Annotated in this window: 11 protein-coding genes; 6 read left to right on the top strand and 5 right to left on the bottom strand. The window is 40.3% G+C overall.

What is annotated here, in order from left to right; all coding sequences use genetic code 11:
- Positions 1–129 precede the first annotated feature (129 nt).
- Positions 130–1,998, bottom strand: a complete 1,869-nt coding sequence (locus tag ASG14_RS15205; RefSeq protein WP_056871926.1) for a CocE/NonD family hydrolase — start codon at positions 1,996–1,998, stop codon at positions 130–132.
- A gap of 6 nt (positions 1,999–2,004) precedes the next feature.
- The gene (locus tag ASG14_RS15200; protein ID WP_056871925.1) at positions 2,005–3,873 is read right to left on the bottom strand and encodes a CocE/NonD family hydrolase; all 1,869 of its coding nucleotides are present in this window, start codon (positions 3,871–3,873) and stop codon (positions 2,005–2,007) included.
- A 199-nt stretch (positions 3,874–4,072) separates the two neighbouring features.
- Here ASG14_RS15200 and ASG14_RS15195 point away from each other — a divergent pair, with 199 nt between their 5' ends.
- The 6 genes from ASG14_RS15195 (at position 4,073) to ASG14_RS15165 (ending at position 11,205) form a co-directional block, all read left to right on the top strand.
- Positions 4,073–4,960, top strand: a complete 888-nt coding sequence (locus ASG14_RS15195; protein ID WP_056871924.1) for a DUF6515 family protein — start codon at positions 4,073–4,075, stop codon at positions 4,958–4,960.
- 96 nt (positions 4,961–5,056) lie between these two features.
- Entirely contained in the window at positions 5,057–6,217 is a 1,161-nt protein-coding gene (locus ASG14_RS15190) for an esterase-like activity of phytase family protein (protein WP_056871923.1), read from the top strand.
- A 124-nt stretch (positions 6,218–6,341) separates the two neighbouring features.
- Positions 6,342–7,748 carry a dihydrolipoyl dehydrogenase gene (gene lpdA, locus ASG14_RS15185; RefSeq protein WP_056871922.1) on the top strand — a complete coding sequence of 469 codons (1,407 nt, stop codon included), beginning with the start codon at positions 6,342–6,344 and terminating at the stop codon, positions 7,746–7,748.
- 299 nt (positions 7,749–8,047) lie between these two features.
- Entirely contained in the window at positions 8,048–8,236 is a 189-nt protein-coding gene (locus ASG14_RS15175; RefSeq protein WP_056871920.1) for a hypothetical protein, read from the top strand.
- A gap of 126 nt (positions 8,237–8,362) precedes the next feature.
- Positions 8,363–9,883, top strand: a complete 1,521-nt coding sequence (locus ASG14_RS15170) for a choice-of-anchor I family protein (protein WP_056871919.1) — start codon at positions 8,363–8,365, stop codon at positions 9,881–9,883.
- 122 nt (positions 9,884–10,005) lie between these two features.
- Positions 10,006–11,205, top strand: coding sequence for an MFS transporter (locus tag ASG14_RS15165; protein ID WP_056871918.1), 1,200 nt, complete (start codon positions 10,006–10,008; stop codon positions 11,203–11,205).
- A 6-nt stretch (positions 11,206–11,211) separates the two neighbouring features.
- On the opposite strand, the gene ASG14_RS15160 is transcribed toward ASG14_RS15165, so the two are convergent.
- The 3 genes from ASG14_RS15160 to ASG14_RS15150 all read right to left on the bottom strand — a co-directional run bounded on the left by ASG14_RS15160 (position 11,212) and on the right by ASG14_RS15150 (position 16,507).
- Positions 11,212–12,018, bottom strand: coding sequence for a hypothetical protein (locus ASG14_RS15160; RefSeq protein ID WP_056871917.1), 807 nt, complete (start codon positions 12,016–12,018; stop codon positions 11,212–11,214).
- Positions 12,019–12,160: 142 nt separating this feature from the next.
- Positions 12,161–15,355: an efflux RND transporter permease subunit gene (locus ASG14_RS15155; protein WP_056871916.1), complete on the bottom strand. Its 3,195-nt coding sequence runs from the start codon at positions 15,353–15,355 to the stop codon at positions 12,161–12,163.
- 84 nt (positions 15,356–15,439) lie between these two features.
- Positions 15,440–16,507 (bottom strand): efflux RND transporter periplasmic adaptor subunit, encoded by a 1,068-nt coding sequence (locus ASG14_RS15150; protein ID WP_056871915.1) that lies wholly within the window; start codon positions 16,505–16,507, stop codon positions 15,440–15,442.

Raw genomic sequence — 16,507 nt, 5'->3', positions numbered from 1 at the left:
TGGCGAAAAGACTCTCTGTGACTGGAACATTTCGTAATTTTCAAAACGAGTTATTTTTATTTGATTAAGATAATCAGTTCTCTCGTTCACGAATAACGATTGGTTTTTTAACAGCAGTAGCTCGCAGCACTATTTAATCAGGTCAACCTCGATAAAACTATCATTAAATATGGTCTGCGTAGCTTTTATATAATCGGCTTCTGTTGCTTTATATGGATTATCGACAAATTTCTGCGGGTTTCGGGCAAAGAGCGGAAAAGCAGTGCTTTGAACCTGAATCATAATTCTGTGGCCCTTTTTAAAAGTGTGTAAAACATCCTGCAATCTGAAATTTACATCGGTTTTTTTGTTTGCAACCAGAGGCTCAGGTTTTTCAAAACTATTGCGGAAACGGGCCGGCATAATCTCCGACCGAACCATTTGCCAGTAATTACTTAGCGTAATGTTTTTATTTGGCATATAAGGATTATTCGGTTCATCTGCAGGGTAAACATCTATCAGTTTCACAATAAAATCTGCATCTGTACCCGTTGTTGCAACTTTAAGATGCGACACAATCTCGCCGCCAAGCGTAATGTCATTCTCCAAAACCTCTGTTTGGAAAACCAATACGTCGGGTCTGCGGCCCGCAAAACGCTGGTCTTCACTCATATAATTGTGAGGTGTAAAGCCCAGTGTAGTGGTTAAATCTTCTGTGTAAGGAACGGGTTTCAGCGGGTCGCTCAGGTAAGCTGATTCGCCTGCAGTTGTTGGCGCATTCATGCTCAATTTGCCGTCAGCGCCTAAAAATAGCTTTTGCCTGCTAGCTTTTTCCGTTGGCCATTTATCAAAAGTTTCCCAGTTCTTTTTGCCGGTATCGTACATATACGCTTCGGGTAAACCGGTGTTTTTATCACCTTTGCCCTTTAAAAAATGATTAAAGAATTTCGCCTCGATATTTTTTTGATAAAATGTAGCAATGCTATCGCCAAAATACACGTTGCTGTGCATTGTATGGCCAGTTTCCCGGCTCCAGCGCCCATGCCCAAACGGGCCCATCACGATAGTATTATAGGCATTTGGGTTTTTCTTTTCAATAGACTTATAAATGTTTAGTGGTCCGGATAAATCTTCTGCATCATACCAGCCACCTACAACCATCACAGCCGGCTTAATTGTACTATAATGTTTCAACAAGCCACGTTTTTGCCAGAAATCATCATAGTTAGGATGATTTACGGTTTCCTGCCAGAAAAAGTTATCCTTATAATATTTGTCGGCATTGCTTAGCGGACCTAAATCCAAAGCAAACTGGTAACCATCTTTTGTATTTGGTTTGATGGTTTGTTTGCCATACCATGCGCTGGTCTCCGGTCCGGCTTTTTGAACCCCGAACACGGGAAAAGTGAAAAAATAACTTTGTAAAAATGAACCGTTGTGATGAAAATCATCAAAGAAAAAGTCTGAAATTGGTGCTTGCGGGGAAGATGCTTTCAACGCTGGATGATTGCTCAATATGCCTGCTGCGGTGTAAAAACCTGGATATGAAATGCCCCACTGGCCAACTCTGCCATTATTATTTGGAATATTTTTTACCAGCCAATCGATTGTATCATAAGTATCAGAACCTTCATCAACATCAGTTTTCGCTTTTTTATTGTCGATAACCGGTGTCATATTTGTAAAAGTACCTTCGCTTTTATAACGGCCCCGCACATCCTGCATTACCACAATATAACCTTCCTTCATCATCAAATCGGATGGGCCAAGTTTTGCAGGAAATTTATCTTCGCCATAAGGCGCTATGCTGTAGCAGGTTCGCTGCATAATCATTGGGTATCTTTTATCTTTCGAAGCATCTTTGGGTGTATAAATGGCTGTAAAAAGTTTAACACCATCACGCATCGTGATGTAGATTTCCTTTTTGGTAAAATTTTCTTTTGGGTAACTTCCTGTTTGAGCAAAACTTGCAGAAGCCGACAGGATTAGAGCGAAAACAATAAGTTTGATGTATTTCATGTTTATTTATTTTAAAACGGATACGCTGATGTATGAACTGTTTGAAGTGTCGTGGTATATCTTATGGGTAGCTTTTTGAAAATCACCGGGTTCTGCCTGATAAATGTCCATAAATTTCTGAGGGTTTCTATCGGCTAATGGAAACCATGAATTTTGAATCTGAATCATTATTTTGTGTCCCTTTTTAAAAGTATGTGCAACATCTGGCAAGGCATAATTAACTTTAGTAATGGCACCAGGAACAAAGGCTTCAGGTTTTTCGAAAGTGTTGCGATACTTTCCGCGTAAAATTTCACCTCGTACCAGCATTTCGTAACCGCCCATCATTATGTTGTTTGGATTCGGGCTGGGATTTGGTTCATCTTCCGGGTACACATCAATCAATTTTACAACATAATCGGCATCAGTGCCTGTTGTAGAAACCACAAGGTTTGCCAATACAGGTCCTGTTAAAGTAATATCGTCCTTTAAAGCATCTGTTTGGTAAGTTTTCACGTCAGGCCTTCGGGCAGCAAAGCGCTGGTCGTCTATCATATATTCTCGTGTGCGTTTAGCTTGCACACCATCCTGGTATGGAACCGGATGGTTGGGGTCGCTTACGTATTCGTCCCAGCTATCGGTTCTGCCAACCTTCTCAAAGGCAAGTTTTCCGTTAGGCTGCAAATAAAGATTTTTAGTTTCAACCTCTTTTGGTGGCCAGCTGCCAAATTTTTTCCATTCATTGCTTCCGGTTACGAAAATATTAGCTTCAGCGGCTTTAAAGTCGCCTTCGCCTTTTAAATAGTGTTTAAAAAATGGCAACTCAAATTGTTGCTGGTAATCGATACTGGTGGTTTTCCCAAATTTAATATCCCCAAAAGAAGCGCCATCGCTTCTAACCCAGCCTCCGTGAAACCATGGTCCGGCTACCAAAATATTATTGGCTTCAGGATTTTGTTTTTCGATGGCTTTATAAGTTGCGAAAGTTCCGTAAGCATCCTCAGCATCAAAAAAGCCACCTACAACCATAACGGCAGGTTTAACATTTTTAAGATGTGGAATGATGTATCGTGCCTTCCAGAAGGTATCAAGATTGGGGTGTTTAACCAAATTGTTCCAAAACTTAATGCTATCCGCAAAATATTTATCCTTTAAATTTTTAACCGAACCCGATTCGAGGTAAAAGCGGTAGTTATCTTGTATTGGAAAATTGAAACCTTTCGGCCCTTTGTCTGGTGTAATAGGTTTTGGTCGCGGAACACCGAAACCACTCATGAAACTAAATGCATCCATTAAAAATAAGGCGCCGCCGTGGTGGAAGTCGTCGCCGATAAACCAATCGGTAACTGGTGCCTGTGGCGAAACGGCTTTCAAAGCGGGGTGTGCGTTGGGTAGCGAAGTTGTCGAATAAAAACCCGGATAGGAGATTCCATAAATACCTGCATTACCATTGTTGTTCTTTATGTTTTTTACCAGCCAGTCAATGGTATCGTACGTATCTGTACTTTCATCGATATCTTTCTTTCCCTTTTTTAAAGTTTGTGGACGAATATCCTCAAAAGTCCCCTCACTCATCCATCTTCCGCGAACGTCCTGATAAACGAAGATAAAACCTTCACGCATCATGGCCGGAAAATTCCCAAGGCTAAGCTTATACTTATCTTCCCCATAAGGTGCAACCGTATAAGGTGTTCTGTTAATGAGAAAAGGGTATTTTTTGGATTGATTTTTGGGTATATAAATTGATGTAAAGAGTTTTACGCCGTCACGCATTGGTATTTGTCGCTCTATTTTTGTGTAGTTTTCCCTTACATATGCCGAATCCGGTTGCTGAGCAAACATTTCGTGCGAGACGAACAAACAAATTACGATACCTAAAATTTTACTGAGGTTCATTTTATGATTGGTTTAGAGAATAAAATTTAAATATAGTCTTTCTGGGAATCGAATCGAAAAAACAGCCCGTAAAAGGTTTGTTAGAAAGCTAATCGGAGTGGTTAGTCATTCCAGTATCAGAATTTAGTTAAATTAAGTTAAGGGGTAATCTTTTAGGGTTTTTCACCGTCATATAGATAATTGATTTAAATAAAAACAAATGAAAAGGTTATTAAATAAAGGGTTGGTTGTTTTCGCTGTTGCGGCGATGGTAACAACATTAAGCATTGATACTGCTTCTGCTCAGAGACCAAGCAGAGGTGGCGGTGGCGGAAGCAGCATGGGTGGCGGTGGCCGTTCTGGCTCTATGGCGCCCTCGCGTGGTGGTTTTTCAAGGCAGCCTTCAATGCAGGCGCCATCGGGTAACCGAATTTCGCAGGCACCAAACCGTGGAAGCTATAACTCTGGCGGGCTAAACCGCCTTAGCGGAGGCCGACCTGAGCGCCTGGGTTATCGCACAAATTCTGGCTATAGACCAGGAATTGGTGTAAGACCCGGTTATGGTTACCGTCCGGGCTATGGTTATCATTCTGGTTACCGCGGAAGAGCTTATTTTGGTTATTACAATTACTACAGGCCATTTATCGGTTTCAGGTTAAATGTGTTGCCTTACGGCTACTATCCGTTTTATTACGGCCCCAACCAATATTATTATTCTGGCGGATTATTTTACCGTCAGTACGAAAATAATTACCAGGTGGTTGTGCCGCCAGTGGGTGCAGAAGTTCCAACCTTACCATCTGATGCAAATCTGGTTACGATAGATGGTGTAGATTATTACGAGTATAAAGGCGTTTACTACACCCAGGGCACCAATAAAGATGGCAAGGAAGTTTATATTGTTGCCGGTAAAGATGGTGTTTTAAATACAACAGACGGACCAGTTGATACACACCAAATTGGTGATATCATTAATGTTTTGCCTGACGGCTGCAGAGAAGTAACCATTAAAAACGAGAAATATTTTGTTTCTCCCGATGATGTTTATTACGAAGAAGTAACTAGCGGCAATACAACAACTTACCGCGTTATCGGAAAGCTATTTTAATAAGTATTAATATAATTTCGAACCGCTTTGATTTAATATTGAAGCGGTTTTTTTTTGGCCTAAATTCTATATTTTTGCCAGATAAAAAGAATTGGTTTGAAACAAATATCACACAAAACCATACTGGGTTACCTTGCATTTGTTTTGTTGCTTACCTCATGTTCGGCAACCAAACAATTAGCGCTGCAGCAAGAAACCACAGTTTCATCAATAAAATTTTTGGATGAATACATTGTGCCATTAAATCAAACTTTTCAAAATACAATAGTCGGGGGCTTATCCGGTATTGATTATGATGAGAAAACAGGTAACTATTATTTGATTAGTGATGATCCGTCGCAGGTTAGCCCGGCGAGGATTTACACTGCCAAAATTGACATCAACGAAAATAAAATTGATACCATTAATTTTACAGGCTTTATTCCAATTTTGCAAAGCAACGGACAACAATACCCAAAATACGGGTCAGTTAAAAGTTTAAAGGCAGATGGTGAATCGGTTAGATTTAACCCGAAAAATCAAAGTTTAGTTTGGAGCAACGAAGGCGAGCGACTATTTAAAAATGGTGATTCAATTCTCGTTCAGCCTGCACTTACATTTTTAACCTCTACTGGGAATTTTGTTGATACGATTCCATTGCCGAAGGGTTTTCATTTTACGAAAAGCGAAAACGGGCCAAGAAAAAATGCCCTTTTCGAAGGCATTACTTACGCAGATAATTATACAACCCTTTATGCAAGTCTGGAAGAACCACTTTATCAGGATGGAAGGCAAGCCGCTTTTGGCTACGACAGAGCGCTAACCAGAATCTTGAAATTCGATGTAAAGCGTAAAAAAAATACAGCGCAGTATGCTTACAACCTGGGCGATTTACCTGTAAACCCAACCGTAGAAAGCGACTGGAATTTAAATGGTATTTCCGAAATTCTGGCCATAAACCACCACACACTTTTAGTTATGGAGCGTGCCTGGGCCAAAGGGCACGATGACCACACCTTTATAAAACTTTACCTTGTTGATTTAAAAGGCGCTGAAAACGAAATTGATAATGAATCTTTTGTAAAAACCCCGCCAAAACCACTAAAGAAAAAGTTGCTTTTCGATTTTGATAGCCTGAACATTCATATCGATAATTTTGAAGGCGTAACGTTCGGACCAAAGCTTCCGAATGGCCATAAATCTTTAATTTTTTGTGTTGATAATAATTTCGGCAAAACCCAGGTGCAGCAATTTTTTCTTTTCGAAGTTATGCCCTGAGCACGGTTCGTTTTATTGGTTTTAAGCCAGAATTTTACCGCATCGTGTCTTTGCTTTAAGCTTTTGATTTTCAGCTTTCGGCCTTTTTTCCCTACCTTTGTATAATCAAAATTATCAAGAAATTATGCAATACGATGTCGTTGTTATCGGTTCAGGGCCGGGCGGTTATGTAGGCGCAATCCGTTGTGCTCAGTTAGGTTTAAAAACTGCGGTTATAGAAAAATACAAAACTTTTGGAGGCACTTGCTTAAATGTGGGTTGTATTCCTTCCAAAGCTTTATTGGATTCTTCAGAGCATTTCCATAATGCCGCACACACCTTTACCACTCACGGTATCGATTTAAAAAACCTTAAGGTTAATATGCCGCAAATGATCGCCCGCAAAGACGATGTTGTGGCTCAAAATACTGCAGGTATCACTTATCTGTTTAAAAAAAATAAAATCGATTCTTATGAAGGCGTAGGTTCCTTCGTTGATAAAAATACAGTGCTAATTACCAAGGCAGATGGTTCTACCGAAACTTTAACGGCTAAAAATGTAATTATTGCTACAGGCTCAAAGCCTACAGTGCTCCCGTTTTTGCCAGTAGATAAAAAACGAATTATTACCTCTACTGAAGCTTTAAATATTACCGAAGTTCCAAAAAGCATGGTCGTAATTGGTGGTGGCGTTATTGGTTTAGAATTAGGTTCTGTTTATGCCCGTTTAGGCACTAAAGTTTCCGTTGTAGAATTTCTTCCATCTATTATCGCAACTATGGATGCCAGTTTAGGGAAAGAACTTCAGCGTGTGTTGAAGAAAAATCTGGGCATGGAATTTTACATGGGTCATAAGGTTACCGACGCTACAACAAAAGGTAAAAATGTTACGGTAACTGCTGAAACTCCAAAAGGCGAAACTATTACTCTTGATGCTGATTATTGCATTGTTGCGGTGGGCCGTACGGCGTACACAGAAGGATTAGGCCTGGATAAAATTGGAATCACAATCGAAGAGCGGGGCAAAAAAATCCCTGTAAACGAGCATTTAGAAACTTCAGTTCCTGGTGTATACGCTATTGGCGATGTAATTACCGGCGCAATGTTGGCACACAAAGCCGAAGATGAAGGCACCTATGTTGCTGAAACTATCGCCGGACAAAAACCACACATCAACTATAATTTAATCCCTGGTGTAGTTTATACATGGCCGGAAGTAGCCTCTGTTGGTTTAACAGAAGAGCAATTAGAAGAAAAAGGCACAAAATACAAGGCCGGTTCATTCCCTTTCAAAGCGAGCGGACGTGCGAAAGCAAGTATGGATACCGACGGGTTTATTAAAGTGTTGGCCGATGCTTCAACTGATGAAGTTTTAGGTGTGCACATGATTGGTCCGCGGGCTGCAGATATGATTGCTGAAGCTGTAATTGCAATGGAATTCCGGGCATCTGCAGAAGATATTGCACGTACCTGTCATGCGCACCCAACGTACACAGAAGCCTTAAAAGAAGCTGCTTTAGCTGCAACTGATAACAGGGCGATACACATTTAACAAGCAACATCAAGCTAAACGTTTTCCAAAATCAAGTCTTTGGTTTAGCATAAAAACTTGAAGTTCTTTTAAAAAAGCCGGTAAATTTTTATCGGCTTTTTTGCATTCTGAACTTTTCTTCATTTTTACCAGTTCTTACGAGTATTTTCATGCTGTTTATAAAGGCATTTTAAGAAAAGTGTCTTTAACGAAAATTTGCGACTTTTTTCCGGTAGCCGGGATAATGACAAAATGCACCTGCAGCCAGTTTTCGATGGCACTCCGCAAATTCTTTCCTTACATTCGTAAATATTTCGACGATGTTGGTTTATAAATTTTTGGGCATGCCCCAAGCTGCGCAAGGGTCGGGCTATCCGTTACAATCTTTTTTGAAGAAAAATCAAAAAAGGATTTCCACTACTATCCCTCATGCAAAACCCAAATCATCATTACTGCCTTTTTCTAAATTAACTCTGGTTTTGCTGCTGGCTATTGCGCTTCGTTCTTAATTATCGGCTTTAATCTTTCCTTCGCTGCGGTTTCAGCTTCATCATTCCTTAACAAAATGATAATAAACAAGGTTAAAAAATAGGCGTTCGCGAAATTTATTTTTGCGGTTCAGATATTATAAAACCATGAACTGTAAAAAACTTTTCGTTGCCCTTTTAATGGCAATGATGGCTTCAACTGCCTGTAAAAAAATCTCAGAGCCTGTTGAAGCAACCGAAAATATCGTTGCCGAAGACATAGCAAGTTTTAAAGAAATTGCCACAATCGACCTGGGTGGAGAAACATCTGCGGAAATATCTGCCTACGACCCATCCACGAAAAAACTCTTTGTAGTGAGTAACGAAGGTGGCGCAAAGGTTGAAGTTGTCGATTTAACCAACTATCCAACGGTAACTAAATTTAAAACGTTAAGTTATCCAGCCAATGCAGGCATAAACAGCGTTGCAGTTTCAAACGGTTTATTAGCAATTGCTTTGGATGGTGCTAGTAAGCAGGGAAATGGCGACGTAGTTGTTTTAAAAACTTCAGATTTATCTGAGGTTAAAAAAATTACCGTCGGGGCAATGCCGGATATGGTAACATTTAGTCCTGATGGAAATTACATCCTTTCTGCCAATGAGGGCGAACCAAGTGATGATTACACGGTAGACCCAAAAGGGACAATTTCGATAATAAATATTAAGGATAATTATTCGGTTAAAACGCTTGACTTTGCCTCGCTCGAATCGCAAAAGGCTAACCTGGTGGCTGGTGGTTTCCGGATTTACGGCCCAAATGCGAGTTTTGCACAAGACATTGAGCCGGAATATATTGCAATCAGTGCTGATTCTAAAAAGGCTTATGTAACCTTGCAGGAAAATAACGGTGTAGCTGAAGTAGACATCGTTTCAGGTTCAATTACTAAAATCAATCCTTTAGGTACAAGAGACATCAGCCTTGCTGAAAATCCTTTCGATGTTAGTGATAAAGACAACAAAATTCTTTTATCTAACTGGCCAATAAAGGCATTTTACCTTCCCGACGCAATTTCATTCTTTTCAACTGGCGGTACGTCTTATCTCGCACTTGCAAACGAGGGTGATACCAGGGCCTGGAAAGGTTACGATGAAGAAGTACGTGTTAAAAGTTTAAAGTTAGACCCAACAAAGTTTCCAACAGCGGCAACGTTACAGCTCGATGGAAATCTTGGCAGGTTAACTGCAACCAAAGCTTATGGCGATACAGACGGTGACGGCGATTACGACGAAATATATGCTACCGGTGGTAGAAGTTTAAGCATTTTAAATGCAGGCACTGGGGCGTTAATTGCAAATATTGGTAAAGATTTAGAACAACATGTTATCGATGCTGGCAAATATGACGATGAGCGCTCAGACAATAAGGGTGTAGAAGTTGAAGGTGTAACTGTTGCACAGGTTAATGGTAAGATGTTGGCATTTATCGGCCTTGAACGCGTAGATATGGTTGCGGTTTACGATGTTACCACACCCGCTACCCCAAAATTTGTTCAGCTATTCTCTACCGGAGATGCTCCGGAAGGCGTGTTATTTGTGAAACCAAAAGATAGTCCGAATGGGCGAAGTTTACTGATAGTTGCCAGTGAAGGCGATGGAACGGTAAAATTCTTTCAGCCAAACAAAATATAAATTTTAAAGCCCCGCCAATAAAACGGGGCTTTTTTATTGTATGTAAATGATAAAAATCGCTTCGGATTTACAAAGGAATTAAAGACCTTTGCAACACCGCTTATTATCATAATTACAAAGTTTTGGAAGAGTCTACAACAAACCAGGAATCATCAAATCAAGCAGAGATTAAACCTGTTTTGCGAAGCTCTCCAAACCGCATCCGGCTGGCGGTTTCTTTGTTTTATTTTGGTCAGGGCATTGCTTTTGCCTCCTGGGCAAGCCGGATTCCAGAGATAAAACATAGTTTAAATCTGTCAGATGGTGAATTGGGTAGCATTCTGCTGGCGCTGCCACTTGGGCAATTAATCACCATGCCAGTTTCCGGGCGGCTTGTTACCAGATATGGAAGTAAGAAAATATTAACCATTACAGCACCACTTTATGTGCTAGCGCTTAGCAACTTGGGTTTGGCAACAGCACCATGGCATCTAGCTGTCTTTTTACTTATTTTCGGCATTGTAGGCAACATGTGTAATATTGCCGTAAATACCCAAGGCTCTGAAGCTGAAAAATTGTTCGGGCGTCCAATTATGACCTCTTTTCACGGGGCCTGGAGCATCGCTGGTTTCACCGGGGCTTTAATAGGCCTGCTCATGATAAATCTCCACATTGTTCCCTATCACCATTTTTGGATAATTGTTGGGATAATTTTTATAAATATCTTTTTGAACTACAAGCACCTCGTGCCCGGCAAGGGCGCAAAAGCAGAAAGGAAGCCTAAACTTTTTAGAATGCCCGAAGGTGCGCTATTGCAGTTGGGTATGATTGGTTTTTGTAGTATGGCCACAGAAGGCGCAATGTTCGATTGGAGCGGCGTATATTTTAAGGATATCGTAAAAGCCCCATCATCTTTAGTCATACTGGGTTACGCATCGTTCATGGTAATGATGGCAACCGGGCGTTTTGTGGGCGATAAAATTATTGCAAGGCTCGGGCGCAAAAAAACGATACAAATTAGTGGGTTAATTATTTCCAGCGGTATGTTTTTATCCGTTTTCTTTCCCTACATTTTAACAGCCACTTTCGGTTTTATGCTTGTTGGAGTAGGTGTTTCTAGCATCGTACCAACAGTTTATAGTGTTGCCGGTAAAAACGGAAAGGTGGCGCCAGGCATGGCAATTGCAATGGTTTCCAGTGTAAGTTACCTCGGGTTTTTAATGGGGCCGCCGCTTATTGGCTATATTTCTGCGCTATCAAGCCTTCGGTATTCATATGCTGTTATCGGTTGTTTTGGTCTGTTCGTAAGTTTCCTTGTCACGAAAATCAGGGTCATCGAGTAAGGGCTTTTATCCGGGTTTCTTTATCAGGTTGTGTTCCTGCAAAGCAGCTATTGCAATTTCTATCAATCGTAAATTCTCTTCCTGATGACCATGTTGCACCTCAACATTAATGTAGGGGATGTTATTCTGCATTGCATAAACGGACAAGGATCCATCATTTTCAACAAATTTCGATTGAAGCATTACATTAACATTCGCTTTCTTTAAACTATTGAAGAGTTTCAAATCAGTAACGTACAGCATATCGTCTGCATCCATTTCAAAATTTATGTACACGGAATCTGCAGCACTTGCAAGGTCGTAACCCGGCAAATAAGAGGCGATTCCAAAACCACCGTCTGCGTTGTTGTGCAGGGTCAAAATGTAACCTAGAGATTTTGGGTTATAAAAATCGATGATTTGTTTACCCGCGGCATTTAAAGTTTTTTCGACTTCGTTAGAGCTAAATTCATCTTTTTTAAGCCTGGTGTTAATACCTCTTTCCGTGTAAATGGCGTTTGGGTCTATGCGGTAAACATCATCCATGTAGCTAAAATTATAGTCGCGAACACCTCCGTATTGGCTGTCAACAAGTTCACCTCCGCTCCAGCGAATATAATCGAAGCCTGCTTTAACGCCTGTATCTTCGTTATCGTGTACCACCAGAAACCTTATTCCGTTAGGTTTATAACTGTATTTAACAAGGCTAATATTTAAATCGTAAATTGTAATAAAAGAAGAATCTGATGTCATTGCATCGAAAACGGGAGGATGCTGGGCATGTGTAACGAAAACGATGAGTGCCAGAATTATTTGAGGGATAATTTTAAACATACAATCTAATATACAAGGAATCGGTGTTATTTGTTTCGGCTACTATATTTTATTCTATTTTTCGACTTAAAAATCGAGTCAAATAAAAAGAGCTGCCTTTTTGGGAAGGCAGCTCTTGGTTGATTGTTAATCTGGATGTATATTAATGCGTTGCGTCCACGTCGTATTCCAAAACGTCTTTGTGATCGTACGGCTCTTCAAGCAGTTCATCAATGGTTTTACCTTTTTTGTTAAGGCCAAGTTTATCCAACATTCTATCGAAAATTAAGTAAACAACAGGCACTACAATAAGGGTTAAAAATAATGAACTGGTTAAACCACCAACAATAACCCAGGCCAAACCATTCTTCCATTCGGCACCTGCACCACTCGCCAAAGCAATTGGAAGCATACCGAATACCATGGCAATGGTGGTCATTAAAATCGGCCTCAAACGGGCATGGTTAGCCAAAACGAGCGCTTCTTTGGTTTCTTTACCTTCAGCCTTTAAATGGTTGGTAAAATCGACAAGGATAATTGCATTTTTCGCTACTAATCCCATTAACATAATTAAACCTAATATGGTAAAAATACCGATTGAATTATTGGTTAAAGCCAAGGCAAGGAGCGCCCCGATTAAAGCTAGCGGTAGTGAAAACATTACAACCAGTGGATAGATAAAGCTATCGTACAGTGCTACCATGATTAAATAAACCAATATAATCGCTGCAAGCAATGCAATACCTAAGGTTCCAAAACCTTCCGATTGATTCTCCTGATCGCCGGCCCAAACATAACTAACGCCAACCGGAGCCTTCAATTTACCATTTTTTTGATATTCCTCTAACTTCGCCTGGAAATCTGTAACAACAGTTCCTGTTGGTCTGCCGATAGATTGCGCTTTTACCGAAACCGAAGTAGATTTATTTAAACGTTCCAGCTGACTTGGGCCTGAACCTTCGGTGATGGTTGCAAATTGCGATAACTTAATTGGCGCACCGGCTGTGTTAATGAAAATCAGGTTTCGAACGTCGTCGATATTCTTTCTGTTAAAAGTCTGGTATTGAATATTGATATCATACTCGTACTCGCCTTTTCTGTACTTGCCATCGGTGTTTCCGGCAAATGCAGTTTGCATGGTAGAACCTACGGTTGATAACGTTAAACCAACTGCAGCCATTTTATCCCTGTCTACCTGAACATTAATTTCCGGCGTTCCTTTTTCTACTGATAATTTAATCTCTGTAGCACCCGGAATTGTAGCCAGTAATTTTTGTGCACCCTCTGCATATTTCAAAGCGCTATCTAAATCTGAACCCATTACCACAAGTTGGATAGGCGCATTTTCTGCAATACCCAAAATACTAATTGGCACTGTTTTAACTTTGGCTCCAACTAGCTCTTTTGCTAAAGCACGACTCATTTTCGTCGCAAAAACATCCGATGAAACACCTTCACGTTTTTCACGCTCAACTAACCTTACATTTATTTCTGACTTGTATGCTGTTGCCTGGGTACCACCAAAATCGCCGGTAGATTGACCAACGGTCGTGATTAACTGCGTAATTTCTGGTTGCTTACTCAAAAACGCTTCCGCTCTTTGTGTTAAGAAGTTGGTTTGCTCAAGTGATGCATCTTTTGGAAGCTCTAACTGCACAAGGAATTCTCCTTTATCCGATTTCGGGAAGAACTCCGAACCGATGAAACCTGCACCTAACAAACCGCAAGAACCTAAAAACATTACAAATACAATGATTAGCGTTAAGGCTTTGTGGTTAAGCGACCAGTTCAAAATGCCTGTAATCCACATGGTGAATTTCTTTAACTGTTTCTCAAACCAAAGGATAAAACGGCCAAATACATTTTTACCTGTTATGTGCTCTAGTTTACCAAACCTCGAGAATAAAAGCGGAACAATTGTAAACGATGCAAGCAATGAAAGTAATGTTGCAATAATTACAACCACACAAAACTGGCGCAAAATATTCGAAACTAAACCTGTACTCACCGCAATCGGGAAGAACACAACCACAATTACAAACGTTATGGATACAACCGTAAAGCCAATCTCACGGGTCGCATCAGATGCTGCCCTGACTTTATTTTTGCCCATTTCCATGTGCCGCTGGATGTTTTCCAATACCACGATAGCATCATCCACAAGGATACCGACCACAAGTGACAGACCAAGCAGCGACATTAAGTTTAAGGTAAAACCAAATAAGCTAATGCCAATAAATGTTGCAATTAACGATGCAGGAATGGAAACCATTACAATTAGCGCATTACGCAAACTGTGCAGGAAGAAAAGCATTACAAACGCTACTAAAACAACCGCAAGAATTAAATCGTGTATTACCGCATCAGCCGATTCTAAAGTAAAAATCGAACTATCGTTCACAATCTTAATATCAAGTTTATTCGCTTTGTATTCCGAATTTAATTTGTCGATGATGGCATGTACGCCTTTACTCACCTCTACCGCATTCGCATCACTTTGTTTAATAATTTGGATTGCAATCGAAGCCTGGCGATTTACGCGGGCTAATTTTTCTGTTTCTTTTTGCGCATCCTGAACATCGGCAACATCGCCCAAACGAATTTGAGCACCATCTTTAGAAGTTGTTAGCACAAGATTTCTTAACTCCTCGATGCTTTTATATTTACCCGACAAACGGATAAGGACATCCTGATTCAGCGTTTTAACACTTCCCGTAGGGAAATCTAAATTCGAGCTCAAAATCATTTGCTGAACCTGAGGCACAGCAAGATTATAACCCTGCAATTTATCAGCATCTAAAGAAACCTGAATTTCCCGTTCAGAACCACCAACTAAGTTAACTTGTGCAATACCGCTAACCCTTGAAACCACGGGAGCGATACGTTTATCGATTAAATCGTAAAAGGTAACGTCGTCCATGTTTGCCGAAGCAGTCATGGTAATAACTGGTAAATCATCTAGCGAGAATTTACTTAATGATGGCGTTTTCACATCTTCAGGCAAATCGGCAAGTATTGCATTTACCTTACGTTGCGCATCATTTAATGAAATATCGATGTTTGCTTTATCGGTTAAGGTGATGGTTACAGTTGATAAACTCTCAAACGAAACGGAGTTTATTTTCTTAATGTTTTCCATCGATGATACCGCATCTTCGATTTTTTTGGTAACCGTATTTTCTACCTCCGCAGGCGATGCGCCGGGGTAAATAGTAGAAATAGATACTACGTTGTTTGAGAATTTTGGAAGTAATTCATAACCCAACGAAAAGTAACTTAATAGCCCAAGTAGTGTAAGTGCGGTAAAAACCACGATTACCAGCGAGGGCCTTTTTATAGATATATCTGTTATCTTCATTTTAATTTTTTATTGCGACTGGAAAATATTGTCCTTTCAACAGGCTCAGGCTTACAATCTGCAAACTGAGTTTTGTAAACTGAATTATTTAACGATGCTAACCGCAGTTCCTTCAGCAAGGTTAATCTGTCCGCTGGTAATTACTGTTTCGCCTTCTTTCAACCCATCAAGGATCTCTACATTATCGCCCAGAATACGACCGGTAACAACATTACGCACTTTCGAGGTGTTGTTCGATTTATCAAGCACGAAAACCTGGTTGCTGCTCACACTACCCACAAATGATGTACGTGGAATCAAAATGCTCGGCGCCTGTTTCGGGAAGTTAAATACTGCCGTTCCGTACATACCTGCTCTCAAACTGTTTTTAGTGTTGTTGCTAACCTCAATTTCAATAGGGAAGTTTAAGGTTGCATCGGCCTTAGCGGCAATGAATGTCACTTTGCCAGAGAACTTTTCGTTAGGAAAAACTGTCGATTTGATATCAATGTTATCGCCGATTTTTAAACTTGCCACCTGCGATTCGTTAACGTTTACTTTTAGTTTCAATTTCGAAACATCAACCAATTCAAATAATTGAGTTCCCTGTGCGGTAACAAAAGCACCAACTTCAATATATCTTTTGTTCACAATGCCATTAATTGGCGATTTGATGTTTGCATCACTCAATTTACGCTGAGATGCCTGCAAGCGCAGTTTGGCATTTCTGGTTGCTAGTTTAGCCTGGTCTAACTGTTGTTGAGTTACGCCACCTGTTTCGTAAGAACTTTGGTATCTGGCTTCGTCTCTTTTTGCGTTTTCGAAAGTTGCCTGGGCAGTTTCTCTATCTGTATTGATAATCTCCGCATCAATGCGGGCCAAAACCTGGCCTTTGCTCACGCGGGAACCTTCATCAACATAAATTGCCGTTACACGACCAGCGTTTTCTGATAAGAAGTTTAATTCTTGTTTTGGAACAAAATTTCCGTTCGCAACAAAATCTAAATCTACTACCTTTTTTTCAACTGAAGCAACACGAACGGCAACAGCCCCGCCACCTTTAGCAATGAAAGCAGTTTTTTCTTCGTTCTTCTTTTTATTGTTGCTTAAAACATAAGCTATTGCACCAAGGGCAACAACAACTACGATAATTATGGTAATTACTCTTTTCAT

It is taken from the genome of Pedobacter sp. Leaf194 (assembly GCF_001423945.1).
GTDB lineage: Bacteria > Bacteroidota > Bacteroidia > Sphingobacteriales > Sphingobacteriaceae > Pedobacter.
The sequence above is the reverse complement of the archived record's forward strand: the minus strand, read 5'-3'. Positions and strand labels throughout refer to the sequence as shown.

Coding starts and splice junctions, on each gene's coding strand:
- ASG14_RS15205 (WP_056871926.1), bottom strand. CDS start 1,998: ATGAAATACATCAAACTTATTGTTTTCGCTCTAATCCTGTCGGCTTCT.
- ASG14_RS15200 (WP_056871925.1), bottom strand. CDS start 3,873: ATGAACCTCAGTAAAATTTTAGGTATCGTAATTTGTTTGTTCGTCTCG.
- ASG14_RS15195 (WP_056871924.1), top strand. CDS start 4,073: ATGAAAAGGTTATTAAATAAAGGGTTGGTTGTTTTCGCTGTTGCGGCG.
- lpdA (WP_056871922.1), top strand. CDS start 6,342: ATGCAATACGATGTCGTTGTTATCGGTTCAGGGCCGGGCGGTTATGTA.
- ASG14_RS15175 (WP_056871920.1), top strand. CDS start 8,048: ATGTTGGTTTATAAATTTTTGGGCATGCCCCAAGCTGCGCAAGGGTCG.
- ASG14_RS15170 (WP_056871919.1), top strand. CDS start 8,363: ATGAACTGTAAAAAACTTTTCGTTGCCCTTTTAATGGCAATGATGGCT.
- ASG14_RS15160 (WP_056871917.1), bottom strand. CDS start 12,018: ATGTTTAAAATTATCCCTCAAATAATTCTGGCACTCATCGTTTTCGTT.
- ASG14_RS15155 (WP_056871916.1), bottom strand. CDS start 15,355: ATGAAGATAACAGATATATCTATAAAAAGGCCCTCGCTGGTAATCGTG.
- ASG14_RS15150 (WP_056871915.1), bottom strand. CDS start 16,507: ATGAAAAGAGTAATTACCATAATTATCGTAGTTGTTGTTGCCCTTGGT.